Source organism: Rhizobium sp. BT04 (assembly GCF_030053135.1).
In the GTDB taxonomy this organism is placed as follows: domain Bacteria; phylum Pseudomonadota; class Alphaproteobacteria; order Rhizobiales; family Rhizobiaceae; genus Rhizobium; species Rhizobium binxianense.
On sequence record NZ_CP125652.1, the window covers coordinates 3,517,910 to 3,534,150 of the forward strand.

15 protein-coding genes are annotated in these 16,241 nt (G+C 60.4%); 7 read left to right on the plus strand and 8 right to left on the minus strand.

Features of this window, described 5'->3' with window-relative positions; all coding sequences use genetic code 11:
• Positions 1 to 221: 221 nt before the first annotated feature.
• On the minus strand, positions 222 to 1,769 hold the full coding sequence (locus tag QMO82_RS25415) for a bifunctional diguanylate cyclase/phosphodiesterase (protein ID WP_183605519.1): 1,548 nt from the start codon (positions 1,767 to 1,769) through the stop codon (positions 222 to 224).
• A gap of 712 nt (positions 1,770 to 2,481) precedes the next feature.
• On the opposite strand from QMO82_RS25415, the gene QMO82_RS25420 reads away from it, so the two are divergent.
• The 3 genes from QMO82_RS25420 to QMO82_RS25430 all read left to right on the plus strand — a co-directional run bounded on the left by QMO82_RS25420 (position 2,482) and on the right by QMO82_RS25430 (position 5,547).
• Positions 2,482 to 3,345, plus strand: a complete 864-nt coding sequence (locus tag QMO82_RS25420; protein WP_183605520.1) for an alpha/beta fold hydrolase — start codon at positions 2,482 to 2,484, stop codon at positions 3,343 to 3,345.
• Between the two features lie 32 nt (positions 3,346 to 3,377).
• Entirely contained in the window at positions 3,378 to 4,382 is a 1,005-nt protein-coding gene (locus tag QMO82_RS25425) for an NADP-dependent oxidoreductase (protein ID WP_183605521.1), read from the plus strand.
• A 76-nt stretch (positions 4,383 to 4,458) separates the two neighbouring features.
• Positions 4,459 to 5,547: an alkene reductase gene (locus tag QMO82_RS25430; RefSeq protein WP_183605522.1), complete on the plus strand. Its 1,089-nt coding sequence runs from the start codon at positions 4,459 to 4,461 to the stop codon at positions 5,545 to 5,547.
• Between the two features lie 29 nt (positions 5,548 to 5,576).
• On the opposite strand, the gene QMO82_RS25435 is transcribed toward QMO82_RS25430, so the two are convergent.
• Complete coding sequence (locus QMO82_RS25435; protein ID WP_183605523.1) at positions 5,577 to 6,158, minus strand: TetR/AcrR family transcriptional regulator; 582 nt, start codon at positions 6,156 to 6,158, stop codon at positions 5,577 to 5,579.
• Between the two features lie 252 nt (positions 6,159 to 6,410).
• Here QMO82_RS25435 and QMO82_RS25440 point away from each other — a divergent pair, with 252 nt between their 5' ends.
• The gene (locus tag QMO82_RS25440) at positions 6,411 to 7,313 is read left to right on the plus strand and encodes an alpha/beta fold hydrolase (protein WP_183605524.1); all 903 of its coding nucleotides are present in this window, start codon (positions 6,411 to 6,413) and stop codon (positions 7,311 to 7,313) included.
• 49 nt (positions 7,314 to 7,362) lie between these two features.
• On the opposite strand, the gene QMO82_RS25445 is transcribed toward QMO82_RS25440, so the two are convergent.
• The 3 genes from QMO82_RS25445 to QMO82_RS25455 form a co-directional block, all read right to left on the minus strand.
• Positions 7,363 to 8,370 (minus strand): helix-turn-helix domain-containing protein, encoded by a 1,008-nt coding sequence (locus QMO82_RS25445; protein ID WP_246718161.1) that lies wholly within the window; start codon positions 8,368 to 8,370, stop codon positions 7,363 to 7,365.
• Positions 8,371 to 8,487: 117 nt separating this feature from the next.
• Positions 8,488 to 9,585: an NADH:flavin oxidoreductase/NADH oxidase gene (locus QMO82_RS25450; RefSeq protein WP_183605525.1), complete on the minus strand. Its 1,098-nt coding sequence runs from the start codon at positions 9,583 to 9,585 to the stop codon at positions 8,488 to 8,490.
• A gap of 108 nt (positions 9,586 to 9,693) precedes the next feature.
• The gene (locus QMO82_RS25455; protein ID WP_183605526.1) at positions 9,694 to 10,494 is read right to left on the minus strand and encodes an SDR family oxidoreductase; all 801 of its coding nucleotides are present in this window, start codon (positions 10,492 to 10,494) and stop codon (positions 9,694 to 9,696) included.
• A gap of 88 nt (positions 10,495 to 10,582) precedes the next feature.
• On the opposite strand from QMO82_RS25455, the gene QMO82_RS25460 reads away from it, so the two are divergent.
• Positions 10,583 to 11,122, plus strand: a complete 540-nt coding sequence (locus tag QMO82_RS25460) for a MarR family winged helix-turn-helix transcriptional regulator (protein ID WP_183606631.1) — start codon at positions 10,583 to 10,585, stop codon at positions 11,120 to 11,122.
• 182 nt (positions 11,123 to 11,304) lie between these two features.
• Here the strand turns inward: QMO82_RS25460 and QMO82_RS25465 are convergent, their stop codons facing one another.
• The gene (locus tag QMO82_RS25465; RefSeq protein WP_246718163.1) at positions 11,305 to 11,784 is read right to left on the minus strand and encodes a MarR family winged helix-turn-helix transcriptional regulator; all 480 of its coding nucleotides are present in this window, start codon (positions 11,782 to 11,784) and stop codon (positions 11,305 to 11,307) included.
• Between the two features lie 231 nt (positions 11,785 to 12,015).
• Between QMO82_RS25465 and QMO82_RS25470 the strand changes: the two genes are divergently transcribed.
• Positions 12,016 to 12,906 carry a type 1 glutamine amidotransferase domain-containing protein gene (locus QMO82_RS25470; protein ID WP_183605528.1) on the plus strand — a complete coding sequence of 297 codons (891 nt, stop codon included), beginning with the start codon at positions 12,016 to 12,018 and terminating at the stop codon, positions 12,904 to 12,906.
• 346 nt (positions 12,907 to 13,252) lie between these two features.
• Here the strand turns inward: QMO82_RS25470 and QMO82_RS25475 are convergent, their stop codons facing one another.
• The gene (locus QMO82_RS25475) at positions 13,253 to 13,726 is read right to left on the minus strand and encodes an RbsD/FucU family protein (RefSeq protein WP_183605529.1); all 474 of its coding nucleotides are present in this window, start codon (positions 13,724 to 13,726) and stop codon (positions 13,253 to 13,255) included.
• Positions 13,710 to 14,957 (minus strand): ROK family transcriptional regulator, encoded by a 1,248-nt coding sequence (locus QMO82_RS25480; protein WP_183605530.1) that lies wholly within the window; start codon positions 14,955 to 14,957, stop codon positions 13,710 to 13,712. The genes QMO82_RS25475 and QMO82_RS25480 overlap by 17 nt, the downstream gene beginning before the upstream one ends.
• Before the next feature lie 228 nt (positions 14,958 to 15,185).
• Here QMO82_RS25480 and QMO82_RS25485 point away from each other — a divergent pair, with 228 nt between their 5' ends.
• Positions 15,186 to 16,205, plus strand: a complete 1,020-nt coding sequence (locus QMO82_RS25485; protein ID WP_028756641.1) for a sugar ABC transporter substrate-binding protein — start codon at positions 15,186 to 15,188, stop codon at positions 16,203 to 16,205.
• Positions 16,206 to 16,241: the final 36 nt, after the last annotated feature.

The window sequence follows — 16,241 nt, forward strand, 5'->3', positions numbered from 1 at the left end:
AGCGGCAACCTCGGTCTGGGACGCAGTCGTGGCTGAGATCGGCGGAGACTATCTCGAAGATTGCGCGGTCGCGTCGAACATGACACGGCTAACCCGTTCGCCGATGGCGTCAGGTCCTGTGCGCTCGACGCCGACAAAGCCAAGCAGCTTTGGGCGAAAAGTGAGGCATAAGTCGCTAAGCACGTGTCGGCTCTGATTGAGCCGATATACCGCGGCCTCCATCAACCGCGTTGCAAAATTCTGGCGCTGACCTGGTCTGTGGCAAGCTCCTCGACCGGGGCCGGCCTGCCAAGCAGATAGCCTTGGCCGATGTCGCAGCCCAAATCCTGAAGCCGCTGAAGCTGGCTCTCTTCTTCGATGCCTTCGGCGGTGATCGTCACGCCAAGTCCGGCGCCGAGCGCGATGATCGCCTTGATCACCTTGTCCTGCTTGTCGTTGGTCTCGAATGAAGCGACGAAACTCCTGTCGATCTTGATCTTGTCGAACCGGTAGTTGGAGAGCTGCGAGAGGCTGGAATAGCCTGTTCCAAAATCGTCGAGAGCGATCCTGACGCCGGCGTTCACCAGATCGTCGAGGACGATTCGTGCGGTGACGGCGTCCTGGATGATGGCGCTCTCCGTCACCTCGAGCTCGACCCTGTGCGCAGGCAGACCGACATCGCCCAATATCTTGAGAATTCTGAGGCCCAGCAGCCGGTCGCTCAACTGGATCGGAGAAAGGTTGAACGACAGGACAAGCTCACTTGGCCAGGACAGCGCATCGGTGCAGGCATGGCGAAGCAATTGGTCGGTCAATTCGACGATCAGCCCGGCTTCCTCCGCCACGGGAATGAATTCGTTCGGCGGGATGAATTCGCCGGAGGCGGTCTTCCAGCGTGCCAGCGCCTCGAAGCCGATAATCTTGTTCGTCTTCAGGTCGACGAGCGGTTGATAATAGGGAACGATTTCAGCCTTCCTGATGGCTGATCTTAGATCGGCCTCCACCCGAATGCGTTTCGCCAACTCGTCCTGCATCGACGCCACGAAGGGCTTCACCAGATTGCGCCCCTGCTTCTTGGCGACATACATCGCGCAGTCGGAATGTCGAATGACCTGGCTGAGGTCGTCGCCGTTCTCCGGATAGAGCGCGAAGCCGACGCTGGCGCCGAGGTCGGCGGCGACCCCATTGAATGAGAAGGGCTTGCCGATCACGCTCACGATGCGGCTCCCCAGTGCGGCAAGATCGGGATTTCCAGTGCGCCGCGCCAGAATGACGAACTCGTCTCCGCCAAGACGGAAAACATGCTCACGCGGAAAGAGCGAGGAGAGCCGCTGAGCAACCGTCTTCAGCACCGCATCACCATGATCGTGCCCCAGCAGGTCGTTGATCTTTTTGAAGCCGTCGAGATCGATGCTGAACACGGCATAGGTCTCTTGCACCCTCTGATCGCTCATTGATTGCGCGCAGATGGATTCCAGAAATCTGCGGTTCGGCAGTTCGGTCAGCGTGTCGTGACAGGCAATCCAGTCCACGTTCTTTTCGGCCTGCAGCCTGCGATTGATCTCTCTCGAAAGATCCCTGATCCTCAGCGCGGAATAAATCAGCCCGAGAAACCCGGAGATATTCAGAGCAAGGAGCGCGTGGTCCAGCGGATAGTGATCATGCTTCTCGATGAACGCATCCAGCCCCTCATGCCAGTGGAAGGACCACGACAGGCTGAAGAGAAGCAGGAAGACCGCGAGCCAGGCAACGATCTCCATCTGCGGTCTGGTTGGTTGGATGCGAGGCATATGAACAGGCTCCTGTTATCTGAAGAGCCGTCATGGCCAGTTTGCAGGACCGCATCGTCCCCGGTCGCCCTACCGTGATCGAAGACCGCCACAACTCATTCGGGCGGCATTACAAGGGTCGGGCATTACAGTCGTTGATGAAGCTGCACAGTATCGACAAATCCGTAAGATCGTCTGACCTTTGAAGGTTAATGGCGCGTTGCTTTGACGAAGGCGCGGGCGTTTCGCTGCGCGAAACGGATATTCTTCCCGCAAATCGGACGGTTCTTCGATTCCATCGTGTCTTCCTTCGTGGATGAGCTCGATGAGAAGAAGAGGGGCCGGGCTGCGGCATCCGCCAACCTCCCTCATCCCGCGCGGAGGCCAGAGGCCGAAGCCTCGAAGGACACGCCGCAACGTTGCTCGTTGCACGCATCGAGCGTTGGAATGCCCGCCTCGTCCTTCGAGGCCCCTGCGGGGCGCCTCAGGATGAGGCTCTCTTGAATGTCGGCGTTTCCCGGAAAATTCCGCTTGACAGCTTTGATGATGAATATCATTAATATTTATGATGATAGTTGTCATTATAGTGAGTGACTGAAGCTGACCACCGCGACGGTCGGCGGTCATACGGAAGGCTAAGGCGATGATTGGGAAAACGGCGTTTCTCGCCGGGACATCGAGCGGCATCGGCAAGGCTCTCAAGCGTGCCGGTTCCGGGATAATGGAGTAAACGATGAACACGCCTATCAGGTACCTTCGGCCTGCTACCTGCTATGCCGAGGCGCCCAATCTCTGGATCAATGTGGGGGAAACAGCTTTTGCCTATCGCGACCTTGGCCCCCAAGGCGGCGTGCCGGTCGTTCTTCTCAACCATTGGGGCGCGGTGTTGGACAATTTCGATCCCCGGATTGTCGATGGTCTTGCCACCAAGCATCACGTCATCGCCACCAATTACCGGGGCATCGGCACCTCGGGCGGCACGGCCCCGCTCACCATCGCCGAGATGGCGCACGACGCGATCGCGCTGATCCGAACGCTTGGGTTCCAAAAAGTCGATCTGCTCGGCTTTTCTCTCGGGGGATTTGTCGCACAGGACATCACGCTGAAGGCGCCGGACCTTGTGCGGAAGCTCATTTTGACCGGAACAGGCCCGGCCGGCGGCAAAGGGATCAAGCAGGTCGGAGCCGTTTCCTGGCCGCTGATCATCAAAGGCCTGCTGACGCTGCGCGATCCGAAAACCTATCTGTTTTTCACCTCGACGGCCAATGGCCGGCAAGCCGCGAAAGCCTTTCTGGATCACTTGAAAGTGCGGAAGGCGGGGAGGGACAAGGGCCCGACGCCGAGGGCATTCCTGCGGCAGCTGAAGGCGATCAAGGCCTGGGGGCAGCAGGCGCCTCAGGATCTCGGCCGCATCGATATCCCGGTCCTGATCGCCAATGGCGACAATGATATCATGGTCCCCACAGTAAACAGCACCGATATGGCCCGCCGCATCCCCGGCGCGCAACTGGTGATCTACGACGACGCCGGGCATGGCGGGATTTTCCAGAACCACGCCGATTTCGTACCGAAGGCTTTGTCCTTCCTCGGCGCCTGACGCCGCAATAAAATTCGAATTGGAGAGGCCCCGTGAAGGCATTCGTCGTTGATAAGTACAAGAAGAAGGGCGCTCTGCGCCTGGCCGATCTGCCGGAACCGCAATTGCAGGACAATGATGTCCTGATCCGGATTCAGGCGACGGCCGTAAACCTGCTGGACTCCAAGGTCCGGGACGGAGAATTCAAGCTCATTCTCCCCTATCGTCCGCCCTTCATCCTCGGGCACGACCTTGCCGGAACGGTCGTCAAAGCCGGATCCAGGGTCAGGCGCTTCAAGGTGGGCGACGAGGTCTATGCACGGCCGCGCGATCATCGGGTCGGCACGTTCGCCGAATTCATTGCCGTCGATGAAGCCGATGTGGCGCTGAAGCCGAACAACCTCGGCATGAGCGAAGCGGCATCCATCCCGCTGGTGGGGCTGACTGCCTGGCAGGCGCTGGTCGAGGTGGGCAAGGTGAGGCCTGGCCAGAAGGTCTTCATTCAGGCCGGTTCCGGCGGTGTCGGGACTTTCGCCATTCAGCTCGCCAAGCATCTCGGCGCGACGGTGGCGACGACGACGAGCGCTGCGAATGCCGAGCTGGTCAAAAGCCTCGGGGCGGATGTGGTGATCGACTACAAGACGCAGGATTTCGAGAAGCTCCTGTCGGGCTACGATCTCGTGCTGAACAGTCAGGATCCAACGACGCTCGAAAAATCCTTGGGCGTGCTGAAGCCGGGTGGCCGGCTCATTTCCATTTCTGGTCCGCCCGATCCTGCCTTCGCGGGGGAACTCGGCCTGAACCTGTTCCTGAAACTGGTGCTGCGCCTGCTCAGCCGCGGGGTTCGGAAAAAGGCCAAGCGTCTCGGCATCACCTATTCATTCCTGTTCATGCGCGCCGAGGGACAGCAACTGGGCGAGATTGCCCGCCTGATCGAGTCAGGCGTGATCCGACCGGTCGTCGACAAGGTGTTCCCGTTCGAGAAGACCGGCGATGCGCTGACCTATGTCGAGACCGGGCTTGCGAAGGGCAAGGTGGTCATCACGGTCGCGGACTGAGGTCGACCTGACCGACGCGGCGTCTGTTGTGAGGCGAACGCCAGACATAACTTCCAACTCTTGGTGAAAGTGAAAAATGACCAGCAAGACACTCTTTGAGCCCGCCACACTCGGCTCCCTCACGCTATCCAACCGCATCGTCATGGCGCCGTTGACGCGCAACAGAGCCGGCGTCGGTTTTGTGCCGGGCAATCTCATGGCCGAATATTATGGGCAACGGGCTTCGGCCGGCCTGATCATCTCGGAGGCGACCCAGATTTCGCAGCAGGGCCAGGGCTATCAGGACACACCCGGCATCTACACGCAGGCGCAGATCGACGGCTGGCGAAAGGTGACCGAGGCGGTGCATGCCAAGGGCAGCCGTATCTTCTTGCAGCTCTGGCACGTCGGTCGGGTATCGCATGTCGACCTGCAGCCGAATGGCCAGGCGCCGGTCGCGCCCTCGGCGATCAGGGCTGCGACAAAGACCTTCGTGCACAATGCTTTCGTCGATGTATCCGAACCTCGCGCGCTCGAGCCGGACGAAATCCCCGGCATTGTTGAGGATTTCCGTCGCGCCGCCGCCAATGCGATTGCCGCCGGTTTCGATGGCGTCGAAGTTCATGGCGCGAACGGCTACCTGCTCGACCAGTTCGCCAAGGACGGAGCTAACACCCGCACCGATGCCTATGGCGGGTCGATCGAAAATCGCGCCCGGCTGACGCTCGACGTGACGGCCGCGGTCATCGAGGAAATTGGGGCGGAGCGAACCGGAGTTCGGATTTCACCGGTGTCGCCGGCCAACGGGATATCGGCAACCGATCCGCAGGCGCAGTTCAATTACATCGTCGAGAAGCTCGACGAGTTGGGCATTGCCTACCTCCATGTTGTCGAAGGTGCGACAGGCGGCCCGCGCGACATCGCACCCTTCGACTATGAGGCGCTTCGCCGCAGGTTCGGGAATAGCTACATCGCCAATAACGCCTACGATCTGCAACTTGCGACGACCAGGCTGGAGCAGGGGCTGGCGGATCTGTTCGCCTTTGGCAAGCCGTTCATCGCCAATCCGGATTTTGTCGACCGCCTGAAAGCCGGTGCGGCGCTCGCCAATCTGGATATGGCGACGCTCTATGGCGGCGGCGCGGCAGGCTACACCGACTATCCCAGCATGGCCGTGCCAATATAGGGGTGGCAATAGGGCCGCTACAGGCGGCCCTATGTTTCCCGCGTTCGATTTTCGATGGCGTCGCGGCAATCCGCCCGGCAGGCATCAAGCAGTTCGTCCGCCAGCGGGGAATCGTCCGGGCAGGCCCTCGAAAGCACGATTGCTCCAACGGCCTGCGCGAGGATGGTGATGGCTTGCGCGCGCCCGCCGACGCCGGAAGCGTGTCTTCCTGCAATGCCTCCCTCCAGCGCGCGCACCAGATTGTCTATTCCCGCAGCAAAAACGGCCTTCGTTTCTTCAGGCTGTCGAGCGGCATCGCTACTCAGCGCCGCGGCCGTGCATCCCTGGCCGCGCCCATCCCGGTGTTCGCGCGCCAGATAAAGTTCCATGACGGCGAGGACGTCATGACCGGCATAGCGCCTCAAGGTCTCGCTCAAACCATTCTCGGTCGACTCCGCGATCAACTCCTCCTTGGAGCGGAAGTGATTGTAGAAGCCGCCATGGGTGAGCCCCGCGCGCTCCATCAATTCCGCCACGCCCACGCCGTCGAATCCGCGCTCGCGAAACAGCTCCGACGCGGTGGCGATAATCCGCTCGTAGTTTTCCTGCTTCTTTTCCTTGGTGATCCGCACTTTACAGCCCTTTCGACCGCTATGCCGAGCTATGATGTCATGTGCCATTGTAGCTTGACTTATTGATGATGTATATCATTAATAACGGTAGCCAGTATGAGTACCTGATGGCAGATACGCATCTCACGGAACCCGCCCGTTTCGTCAAGGTCGGGGTAACTCGCCTGTCGCGGCTCTCTGCATCTTCCGCGGCCAGGGTTGGCGCCCTGACCGTTGAGGCACTGTTGTCGTTGCGAAAGCGGGGAGGGGATTATGTTTGACGGTTTTGAAAGCGGCCGTATTGCTGTCGATGGCGTGGAGATCGCCTATGTCGCCGCGGGAGCGGGAGAGCCACTGCTGATGCTGCATGGCTTTCCGCAGACCAAGGCATTGTGGGCACGGATCGCACCGGATCTGGTCACCCTCGGCTATCGGGTGATCTGTGCTGATTTACGCGGTTATGGCTCCTCCGACAAACCACCGGCTCGACCTGATCTGGCCAACTACAGCTTCCGCGCCATGGCCGCCGATCAGGTCGGTTTGATGAAAACCCTGGGGCATGAGCGGTTTCACCTCGTGGGTCACGACCGTGGTGCCCGAGCAGCGCACAGGCTGGCGCTTGACCATCCTGCGGTTGTGGCGAGTGTCATTCTGATGGACATCGTGCCGACGGCCGTATTGTTGACCGACCTGCGCAGGGAGGTCGCTCAACACTACTGGCACTGGTTCTTCCTCGCTCAACCCGCGCCCTTCCCGGAGCGAATGATCGAAGCAAGCCCCGATCTCTTTTATGAAACCTGCCTGTTTGGATGGGGCGCGACGGGTCGACAGGATTTCGACGCCGACCAGCTCGCCGCCTACCGGGCGTCATGGCATGATGCCAAGGCGATTGCCGGCGGCTGCAACGATTATCGCGCGGCGCTGGCCGTCGATCTCGCCGACGATCTGGCGGAACAGGGCAGACGTATATCCGCGCCGGCGCTGATCCTCTACGGCGCTCGTGGCGTGATGGCCAAACTCTATAATCTCCCAGCCACCTGGGCGGATCGCTGCACGACCATGGACGCCCGAGCTATACCGGGCGGGCATTTTTTCCCTGACTCCTCACCGGGCGAGGTTACAGAACAAGTGGCTGCGTTTCTCAGGCGTCATCCTTTTACCCCTGCGTCGGAGTAAAATTCGGACCATTGCACCGGAGCGCAGTCACGCGATCAGGTCGCGGCAGCTATGATTTCAGGCGACTATTGGCAAGCGGGTGACCTCGACGCCTTCTCGCTTCCTGGGGCGTCTCCCCGTAAACCGATCTATACATTGCCGAGAAGCGGCCGCCGTGGAAGAAGCCCCACCTCAGGCAGATGTCCTTGATCTCTAGCCGGTTCGACGGGTCGAGAAGGTCTTGCCTGGCGGCTCGTAGCCGCAATGTTCTCAGGTAGGCCGCCGGCGTTGTTTCCTTGAATGTGCGGAAACCGGTTTCCAATGTCCGAACCGATACGTTGGCAGCATGAGCCACCATCGACATGGTAATTGGCGTGCTGATGTTCGCGCGCATGAAATCGATGGCGCGACGAATGTGCCAAGGTGCCGGCGCAAAGATCTTCTTTTCCAGTTGCCTGGAATAACGGTGGGGCATTGAGCGCGCGACCAAATGACCGAGCGCTTGTGTGAGGTTGGTCATCGCGATCGGCGAATGAAGCAGGACGCCGTCCTCACGCATGCCGGAGATGATGGTCTCGACCAGATTCTTGAACAGAATCCCAGCGGGGCTATGCTGGTCAACTTGAGGCAACAAATCAAGCGATCCGCTCACTGGCGCCTCGAGCAGTTCCCCAACTGTCTGCGATATCACGCTCCAGTCCAGATGAAGTTTCTCGGATCGATGAAGGGTACCCTGCACGAAGAAACGATCTACCTCGTGATTCTGGCCGAGCAGAAGTTGACCCGGCAACGCTGTGGCGGTGTTCTGCCCCAGGGTTACGCCGCAGATGCCGTCTCGCGGGACCATGATCGTCAGCCACTCCGGCGTGCCCGATGTCGCCGAGAGATGCCACGGCCTGTTGCAAGCCATCTCGCTGAGGGTCAACGTCCCATTCGACCAAGCGTTGGCACTCCAAGTGAAGTCTTCCATGGCATCAGTCGTGTAGCCCTCAAAAGGAGCGACTTCGACCAAGGTTTCCAACATACTTTCGAAGTTTGTTCCGGCCCATCTGGGACCCAACTCCGAATTATTGAACATGAGAAACTCCCCAGAGTAGGATGCGAACAGGGTTGAGATGAGGCGCGTCGTCCTGTTTGCGTGTATCGCCATAAAGAAAACGAGCGCCTTCGAAAAATGTCGAAGGCGCCCGATCATTCAGGCCGCGCGGTAGGATGCGAGCCAATGTGCGTAGGGGGCGGGCAATGTCCAGGACGGACGCTCGACATCGAGCTTGCGCGCGGCTGTGTACGGCCAATGCGGATCGGCGAGCATCGCCTTGCCGACCATCACCAGGTCGAGCTGTCCACTGCGGATGAGTTCGTCCGCCTGCTCCGGCTGAGTGATATTCCAACTCGCCGAGCCGGGGAGGCCAGTGGCCTTCCGGACTCGGTCGGCGTAAGGCGCAATAAACCCAGGACCCCACGGAATATTGGCCGTCGGGGTCGAAAAACCGAGGCTGACATCAAGGAAATCGAGGCCGGCTGCCTTGAATTTCCCCACAAGATCGATCGCGTCTTGCAGGGTCTCTTCGTCACGGCCGTCAAACTCGATAACGCCGAAGCGAGCCGTAAGCGGCCGATCCTCGGGCCAGACTTCACGAACGGCCGCGAGTGTCTCGAGGAGAAAGCGTCCGCGGTTTTCCGCACTGCCGCCATATTCGTCGTCGCGCTGGTTCGAATGCGACGAGAAGAAGCTTTGGCCGAGATAGCCATGGGCAAAATGCAGCACGAGCCAGCGGAATCCAACATCGCGCGCGCGGATCGCCGCAGAGACAAAATCGCCACGAACGCGATCGATGTCGGCTTTCGTCATCGCACGTGGGACCTTCCGCAGGCCGCCGCCGAATGCAATGGCGGAGGGTGCGATGGTCTCCCAGCCGCGCGGGTCGCCGTCGGCGATATGATCGTCGCCTTCCCACGGGCGGTTGGCGCTGGCCTTGCGGCCGGCATGGCCGATCTGAATCCCTGCGACCGCACCGGCCTTTTCGATGCTGGCGACGATCGGCGCAAAGGCCTCGGCCTGGTCATCGTTCCAAAGACCGGTGCAGCCCGGTGTGATCCGGCCCTCAGGAGAGACCGCTGTGGCTTCGACGTTGACAAGGCCCGCGCCACCCCGCGCCAGACTGGCGAGATGGACGTTGTGCCAGTCGTTGGGGACGCCATCGATCGCGGAATACTGGCACATGGGGGAAACCGCAATCCGGTTTCGGAGGGTCACGCCTTTCAGCGTGAATTGGTCGAATAAATTGGGCAATTGGTTTCTCCTCAATAAGGAAAGCAGATTTTCTGCATGGAGCTGCTTACGCCGGCTGGCGCACGCATTACCCGGTGCAGTCGATCCATTGGGTTTTACGCCGCTGGATTAGGCGGCGCGGTAGCGAGGTGCAGGTTCACCGGTCTGTGTCGCGGCGAACAGCTTGGAACGGGCTTCGTCGAACCTGTCCCAGAGAGTGGCGTCGGCAACGGATGGCAGCGTGATGTCTTCGCCGCTATCGAACCCGGCCAGAGCAGCATCCACCAGGTTTTCGGACGTCATCACCGCGGCCTGGTTGAGGGACGCCAACGGGATTCCCGACAAATCCCAGAGTTCGGTTGCCGTAGATGCCGGCATGACAAGTTGCAGGCGGACATTGGTCCCAGCCAATTCCTGCTGCAGGCCGCGGCTGAAGTTCATCACATAGCCCTTGGTGCCGCTGTAGATCGCGCTGATCGGCAGTGCGTGGAAGGACAGGACCGAAGCGACGTTGATAATTGCACCCTCGTTGCGGCCGAGGAATTCCGGCAGAATGGCGTGCGTGAGGCGTGTGAGCGCGATGACGTTGAGTGCGATCATTGAGGCCGCGTCTTCCTCAGAGGTCTTGGCGATGGGAGCCAGCGTCGCGTTGCCGGCATTGTTCACGAGGAGCGTGATCGCCGAATTGGCCTTCAACACCTTTTCGACACGCGCGAGGTCGGCGTCATTCGTGAGGTCGGCTTCCACCACCTCAACTTTCGTGCCGTGGGCCGCACCCAGTTTGTCCGAGAGCGCCTTCAGGCGTTCAGCGCGCCGAGCAACAAGGATAAGGTCATAGCCCCTTTCGGAGAGCCGCTCGGCATAGACGGCGCCGATGCCGGCAGAGGCGCCCGTAACGACAGCAACGGGCTTGAACGATGATGCAGACATGTGAAGCTCCTTTTTGTTGAGTGCTCAAGTTTAAGTATGGCCACGTTTGGCCCTTGTCAATGGATGAGTGCTCAACTATTTTTGTGTGATGGGTAAGAAACTTTCGATTGACGATGCGGCAGAGGAACTGCGCACGGGTAGGCTGAGCCCGCCGGAGCTTCTGTCTGAACTCGTGTGCACCAACACTGCTCTTCGGCGCGCGTCACGGCGGCTGGGCCAGCTTTACGATGATGCGGTAGCGCCAACCGGGCTAAAGGCTACTCAAGTCGGGCTTCTGACCCAGATAGCCGCGTTGCGCGAGGGCGGCCATCCATGGCCCACCTTGCAATCGCTCGCCGAGCGCCTTGCCGTCAGCATTTCCGCTTTGACCCACGCCCTTCGCCCGCTGGTCCGGGACAGGCTCGTCGAACTCGTGCCTGACGAACATGACGGCCGAACGAAGCACGCAATGCTGACGAGATCTGGCGAGCACCGCATGCACGAGGCGTTGGTCCATTGGGCTGACGCCAATCAGCGCGTTGAGGTCGTACTAGGTCCTTCCGCGGCTGCGCTCCGCACGCTGGCGGATGATGTCGCCTCTCCGGAATTCCTAGAAGCCTATGAGGCGCGTCGCAGTCTGAAAGGATGATCGCCTTGTCCTAAGCTCGGTGAACGCCTTTCGCTTGGGATAGGCGGTGTCGTGGCTTGTTCTCAATCCGACGGAAGCGAAATGCCGGCCGCTTGTCGCCTATACGAATGCGCAACTAGAGAGATCAGCGCGGCCACGCCTTGACCCTGGCACCGAAAAAGAACCGGCAAGCGATGTTTCGATTAATCGCCGGGGGCGCTGGGTGTTGGCGCGTTAAACGCCAACTCAAAATCGTCCGATGCCAGGAACGTCAGGACCGCTCGTAATTCGGCCGCCTTCTCTGCCCCAAAGGCGGCCTCAAAGCTATCCTGGGCCGTTTTCCACAGGACCAACGTGTCTTCGAACTTGCGTGTCCCCGCTTGGGTAAGACGAATCCGACGGGCACGGCGATCTTGAGGATCGACGATCAGCTCAAGGTAGCCGCTGCGCTCAAGCGGCTTCAACGTATGGCCAAGCGCAGACTGGTCCATGACCATGTCCTCGGCGAGTTCCCGCATTGTAGGCTCGCCCAGTGAGACCACATGGGTCAACAATCCCAGCTGAGTGGCCCTCAAACCGCTCGGTGCGATGATGCTATCATAGAGCTGGCCCATTCGCCGCGTGGCCTGCCGTAAAACGGTGTTGTTGCAATAATTCGGGTCGACACTGGCTTTCTTCTTCAACCGACAAACCTCCTTTGAGCCTCGGACACAGGCGATTGTTTTCTCATTTTCACTAGCCCTATTCCGTCGTCTTGACAAGATATCGGTATATACCATAGATAAATTATCGGCATATGCCGGTATTTTGAAATTGGTTTGGCTAGGTGCTTCCCAACCCGTTGAAGGGATTGCTCTCGGACGAATTGGCTCCGAGAGAGCTCGACCAAACCGATCAACACAAAGGAAAAGCAGATGAGTATTGTACGTATGGGTAGCGCTGTCCTCGCGATGGGATTGGCGATGGGACTGGCGATCGTAGCGCCAACGGCGGCCTCCGCGCAGAGCAAGGGCAAAGTTCTGGTGGTGATGTCGAGCGCCCATCAGCTCGAACTTCGAGACGGCAAGACCTACAAAACCGGCTATTTCCTGAATGAACTCGCCGTTCCGCTGAAGCAGATCGTCGATGCTGGTTACACACCTGTGTTTGCCAATCCAAACGGCGATACGCCGCAAATGGACTCGAACTCGAATCACAAGAACTATTTCGGGGGCGACGATGCCAAGCGTGCCGAGGCGGAGAATTACATCAACGGCTTCGACAACCTGAAGCAACCGCTTCGCCTCTCGGCTGTTCAATCTGCAGGCGTTAGGGAGTTCGTCGGCGTCTTTATTCCCGGTGGGCATGCGCCGATGCAGGACCTTGTCCAGGATCAATCGCTGGGACAGATATTGCGCGCATTCCACGACGGCGGCCGACCGACGGGCATTATCTGTCATGGCCCGGTGGCGCTGCTTTCCACGCTACCTGACCCGCAGGCTTATCGTCTCGCACTCAGCGCGAACGACAGCACCCAGCTGCAATCGCTCAGCCAGGGTTGGCCTTATGCCGGCTATCGCCTGACAGCGTTCTCTGCCGCCGAGGAAAAGCAGGTCGAAGGCGATGTGCTACTGGGCGGTAATGTCGTGTTCTACGCTGACGAGGCGCTAGCCTCGGCGGGAGCCGTTGTGCAGAATGCGTCGGCACCCTGGGCAAGTAATGTTGTGGTCGATCGCGAACTGATAACCGGCCAACAGCCGATGTCCGACGCGGCGTTCGGCACAGCGTTTGTTCAGGCCTTGAACACACAGCTCGCCACGAAGTGACGGCGCGGCGGGCGACGCGATCTGGCGGCTGACCCGTCGGCTGTCGCCCGCCTTGCGTTCGCGCTGGCGAGTCATCATCCTCGGGACTCCCCAAATGACGCTAAGAAACCATTTTGATTTCTGTTCAGGGCATGCAGGAATGTACGCGAAGGATGCGTGTAAGGGCTATTTAGTAATGCGCCCTGTGGCCCCCTCATCCGCCTGCCGGCACTTCTCCCCAGCGGGGAAAAGAGGGCATGCCGCGGCCTCTCGGTTCTCTTGTAACGCATGCCTACGACAAAGAGCAGTTGGCCACCTTGTCTGCAGGCCGAAATCTCTGCTGACTCGGCCTGAAGCCATTCCTGTCCTAGTAAACGAACGGATCCACCTCGGCCGCCTGCGCACCCGCCTCTTTCGGATAAATCACCCCCTTGCGTAGGATGATGTTGGCGTAGAGCCGCGGCTCGCTGGTCTGAATCACCGCATGGGCGGCCCGCACCCGGCCGTAGAAATCCTGGCCGATCAGCGGCACCACCTGTCGGTGCGGCTCGTGGCGGGCGCAGCAGTCGATCATCTCCTCATGCACCGGGTCGAGCTTGTCGCGCTCGGCCTTGACGGTCGAGCGGAAGATCGCCTCGGGCACGAAATCGTCGATCGGCAGCACGCTGAGCACGGCGTTGAGCACCGGGATGAGGTGGTGGCCGTCGAGCCGGATCAGCCGGCGCGCATGTTCGACCCCCGGATAATTGCCATCGACGATGGCGATCTCGTCGCCGTGGCCCATGGCCCGAAGTGTCGAAAGCAACTCCGGGCTCAACAGCGGGTCAAGTCCTTTCAGCATGGTCTACCTCCTTGAAGAGTACGTTCTGGTCGGTGAGGTAACGCGCAAAGATCGGCAGGCTGGCGCCGCCGATGGCGCGCGCCTGCGCGCCGACCGCGCCCTCGATGATTTCGGGCATGACGACGCCCTGCAGGTCGAGCTTGGCGGCTTCGTCGATCGTCGCCTGCACCACGCGGCTGCGCACCCAGTGGGGAAAGCCGCCGTCGATCACGGCCGCGCTGAAATCGAGGATCGAGGCGGCGGCGACGATCGCCTGCGCCAGCGCCTTGGCGCTATCCTGGATCCAGCTTTCCATCGGCTCGCCGAAATCCACCCAGTCGTCGGCCGAATACCAGAGCGGCTCGGGATCGATGCCGCGTTCGCGCAGCATGTTTTCGAGCACGAAGATCGAGGCGATTTCGAGCAGCTGCTTGGTCTCGCCGTTCTTGCCGCGCACCGGCAGCGGCCCGATCGCCCCGGCCGTACCGGTGCGGCCGGAAAAGATCGCCGAGTTCAGGACGATGCCGCCGCCGATGAAGGAGCCGATGAAGAAATAGACGAAATCCGGATAGGACGGCCCGATGCCGAAGACGAGTTCGGCGCCGCAGGCGCTGGTCGCATCGTTCTGCAGGAAGACCGGATGGGCGACGCGCGCGGCGATATCGGCCTGCAGATCGACCTCGCGCCAGACCTCCATGGCGCCCGGCGGCGCACCCACCTCTTCGGCCCAGTTCCAGAGCTCGAAAGGCGCGGCGATGCCGAGGCCGGCAATGCGGCCGCGCTGCTTGTCGTCGAGTCGGTCCTCGAGATCTTGGATGCCCGAGGTGACGAAAGCGAGGATTTCCTCCGGCAGCGGATAGGCATAGGTCTTGTGCAGCTGCATGCGGATGCGGCCGACGAAATCCATCAGCACCAGATCGGCGCTGCGTCGCCCTATCTTTAAACCATAGGAATAGACGGCGTCGGGATTGAGATGCATTGGGATCGACGGCTGGCCGACTCGGCCGCGCACCGGTTCCCCGCGCGACAGCAGCCCTTCCTTCTCCAGCACCCGCATGATGACGGAGACGGTCTGCGCCGACAGGCCGCTGCGGCGTGCGATATCGGCCTTCGACAGCGCGCCGTAGAGACGCACCAGCGACAGCACGAGCCGTTCGTTATAGGCCCGCACCCTGACCTGGTTCGCACCGCCGGCCGGATTCAGAATTGGTGGCGGGACCGGTATATTCGCCGGTCCATCCAAGGACGACATGGCCGCTCCTCCCGATTGTTGGCCTATGCCCTAATTCGATCGAGCATGCCACATCGAATTAATAATTCAATTGGATTTATTTATTGACAAGCCGATTTCTTTTCGCTCTTAATTGCCGTCGTCAAGGGCACGGGACCGCTGGGAGGCATTGGCGATCCACGGCGAAGTGTCATATCTTTAAATTCCGGTCCCGCAGGGGCGGCGCCGGCAAACTCTGGGAGGAGTTCCATGAAGAAATCTGTTCTCGCTTTCGGCGCGCTCGCGCTTGGTGTCACTTTTTCCGCTCCTGTCATGGCGGCTGACGTTGCTGCCTGCCTCATCACCAAGACCGACACCAACCCCTTCTTCGTCAAGATGAAGGAAGGTGCGACCGCCAAGGCCAAGGAACTCGGCGTTTCGCTGAAGTCCTATGCCGGCAAGATCGATGGCGACAGCGAAAGCCAGGTGGCCGCGATCGAAAGCTGCATTGCCGACGGCGCCAAGGGCATCCTGCTCACCGCTTCCGACACCAAGGGCATCGTCTCTTCGGTCAAGAAGGCGCGTGATGCCGGCCTGCTGGTCATCGCGCTCGACACGCCGCTCGAGCCGGCCGATGCCGCCGATGCCACCTTCGCCACCGACAACCTGCTCGCCGGCAAGCTGATCGGCCAGTGGGCCAAGGAAACGCTCGGCGACAAGGCCAAGGACGCCAAGGTCGGCTTCCTCGACCTGACCCCGTCGCAGCCGACGGTCGACGTTCTGCGCGACCAGGGCTTCATGATCGGCTTCGGCATCGACCCGAAGAACCCGGACAAGATCGGCGACGAAGACGACAAGCGCATCGTCGGTCATGACGTGACCAACGGCAATGAAGAAGGCGGCCGCAAGGCCATGGAAAACCTTCTGCAGAAGGATCCTGGCATCAACGTCATCCACACGATCAACGAACCGGCCGCAGTCGGTGCCTATCAGGCGCTGAAGGCCGTCGGCATGGAAAAGAACGTGCTGATCGTCTCGGTCGACGGCGGTTGCCCGGGTGTCAAGTCGGTCAAGGAAGGCGTCATCGGCGCCACCTCGCAGCAATATCCGCTGCTGATGGCGTCGCTCGGCATCGAGGCGATCAAGAAGTTCGCCGACAGCGGTGAAAAGCCGAAGCCGACCGAAGGCAAGTCCTTCTTCGACACCGGCGTTTCGCTCGTCACCGACAAGCCGGTCTCCGGCGTCAAGTCGATCGACACCAAGGAAGGCACCGACAAGTGCTGGGGCTAAGCCCGCTTTATTGAAAGCAGACCGGCCGGGGCTTGA